We start from the raw sequence: 2,445 nt of genomic DNA, 5'->3' as shown, positions 1-2,445 counted from the left end.
CTTTTATACACAAAATCTATTAACTGAAGAAGGAGACTATCATATGGAGCATCCTCTAGCAAGAGAACTACGTAACATACGTATATGCCTTATTATCTTGATCATTGTCATTGCATTTTGGGATCGTGAAAGAGTGGTAGAAATCAATGATCATGGCAGCAGTTCTGCCCCAAATATTAGCAATATGACCCAAATCGGTGAAAATACATTTGCACATAAAGATGACTTTGGTCAAATTAAAATATTTAAGTTTAACCCTGATACAAACGATATTTCACTCATTAAAGAATTTAATGCTGATGAATATTAATGAAATACAAAAGGACCTGCTCACATTCATGCGTCAAACATAAAGTAAATGGAATCCGTTAAAAAACACGAGTGACCCCTTGTTTTCCCCTCTTATTAAAGGAGGAACTATTATGGGATTTGGTGGTAGTTGCGGCGGAGGCTGCGGTTTTGCTGGAGGATTTGCATTATTAGTTGTGTTATTCATTTTATTAATCATCGTTGGAGCTTCTTGCTTCTGCTAACAAACTATTGGAAAAGACACTCTTATATGGGTGTCTTTTCTTTGTAAACGAAAGAGTATGAGAAGTGGAGCCTTTAGCCATAATTATGACTAAAGGCTTTTTGTATACAACTTAAAAAGGAGCTGACTTTATGGAGCATAATAAAAACGGGATGCTTGCTTTAATCGTTTTATTTGTAGGACTAGCATTTTTTGTTATCGGTATGGTTTATCATTTATGGGGAACGGTTTAAAAATAAATAATAATTCATTTAAGAAAAAGTACTCGTACGAGTACTTTTTTAAATGTCATATAAAAACATTCTAAACTTACTCACATACATACAATCATCAATTATAGTTATATAATTGGGAAGGTTGTAAATTATCAATCTATATCTATATTGATTAGGAAAGGAGCTAAAAATGTTAGAAATCATTTTTGTTGCTGTATTACTTTTATCTAGTATCATTCCCATCTTTATCAAAAGGGGTTTGACGAAAAAAAATGGAGTCCTTTTACTAATAAATTATGCATTATTATTTGCCACCATCATTGTAATTGGTGCAAACTGGCGTATGATTCCCGCCTATTTCTTATTGTTCGTTTTAACATTACAAGTTTTTTTGAAACCAAAAACTACAGCCGTTTCTAAAAAGTTAGTGATGAAAGTTTTAAAAGGTTTAGGAATTATCGTAACTGCTATCGCAATGTTTACATTACCTTTACTTTTTCCGATCATAACACTCCCGGAGCCTACTGGAAAATATACAGTAGGAACGAAAGCTTTTCATTTAATTGATACAAATCGAAAAGAAACAACTGTACCAAATAGTCAGGGAAATCGTGAGTTAATGATACAAGTATACTATCCTGCCACAAAAGGATCAGGGAAGCCTTCTGCCTATTTTGAGAACATAAACGAGCTGGCTGAACAATTGGCAGTAACAAACGGTGCTCCATATATCGTAACGACACATTTAGGGCTGACAAAAACACATTCTTATCAGAATGCTAAGCCACTTCAAGATAAAGAAAAATTCCCCCTCCTTTTATTCGGCCATGGGATGGGATTATATGGTCAACAAAATACATTCCAGTTAGAGGAATTAGCTAGTCAAGGCTATGTAGTAATCGCTCTTAATTTCACAGGATATGCAGCAACAACGATTTTTCCTAATGGAAACCGTGTAGACTCTATACCAATTGAATATACACCTACCGCCTTAAATACCATAGTTCAAAAATGGGAACAGGATACTACTTTTGTTTTAAATGAAGTAATAGAAGGCAATTTCGATAAAAGTTTTAAAACTATTGCAGACTTAATTGACTATGACAGAATTGGAATGTTCGGTCACTCTTTTGGTGGAGCAACTGCCGCACAAATGTTAGTGAAGGATACGCGTATTAAAGCTGCAATTGATATGGATGGCGGATTATATGGCGATCCACTACCTAAAGACGGTCCTCAAAAACCATTCATGTTGATGAATGCTGAAGCTACGATTCATTTTATGAAAGAGGCTGAGAATCCAAAGACAACCGGAATCCAAAATGAATTATTGGAAATAGTCTATTCAAGAAATAAAACTATTGAAAAACCGGGCGTGTACACAGTGGTAATTCCAAAAACAAACCATACTAGTTTTACAGATTTAGCAGCATTTTCACCTATTATTAATGAACCTGGCGAAGATGTAGCCACAAACTATAAACTGATTAATAAACTAGTAACTAACTTTTTCGATCAAACTTTAAAAGGCAAAAGCGAAAATCATTTAGAAGAAATTCAGAAACAATACCCTGAACTTCCTCTCATTAAACACAAATAACTATTTTCCTAGTTATGTAACCCCTCCTTATGCTTGAGGGTTTTCTACTTTAACACAATTATAAATAGGCCCCATTATTGGGGCTCTTAAAAAATAAT

At 34.1% G+C, this 2,445-nt stretch carries 3 protein-coding genes; all 3 read left to right on the top strand.

Translation table 11 applies throughout. The features are described 5' to 3' along the window. Positions 1–43: 43 nt before the first annotated feature. The 3 genes from ACQGS6_RS26475 to ACQGS6_RS26465 all read left to right on the top strand — a co-directional run bounded on the left by ACQGS6_RS26475 (position 44) and on the right by ACQGS6_RS26465 (position 2,347). On the top strand, positions 44–310 hold the full coding sequence (locus ACQGS6_RS26475; RefSeq protein ID WP_000400949.1) for a YmzC family protein: 267 nt from the start codon (positions 44–46) through the stop codon (positions 308–310). A 112-nt stretch (positions 311–422) separates the two neighbouring features. Continuing rightward, positions 423–533 (top strand): YjcZ family sporulation protein, encoded by a 111-nt coding sequence (locus ACQGS6_RS26470; RefSeq protein ID WP_000505681.1) that lies wholly within the window; start codon positions 423–425, stop codon positions 531–533. 404 nt (positions 534–937) lie between these two features. Then, positions 938–2,347 carry an alpha/beta hydrolase family protein gene (locus tag ACQGS6_RS26465; RefSeq protein ID WP_426965870.1) on the top strand — a complete coding sequence of 470 codons (1,410 nt, stop codon included), beginning with the start codon at positions 938–940 and terminating at the stop codon, positions 2,345–2,347. The last annotated feature ends 98 nt before the right edge of the window (positions 2,348–2,445 follow it).

Source organism: Bacillus sp. GMs2/2 (assembly GCF_050172095.1).
GTDB classification, from domain to species: domain Bacteria; phylum Bacillota; class Bacilli; order Bacillales; family Bacillaceae_G; genus Bacillus_A; species Bacillus_A cereus.
The sequence above is the reverse complement of the archived record's forward strand: the minus strand, read 5'-3'. Positions and strand labels throughout refer to the sequence as shown.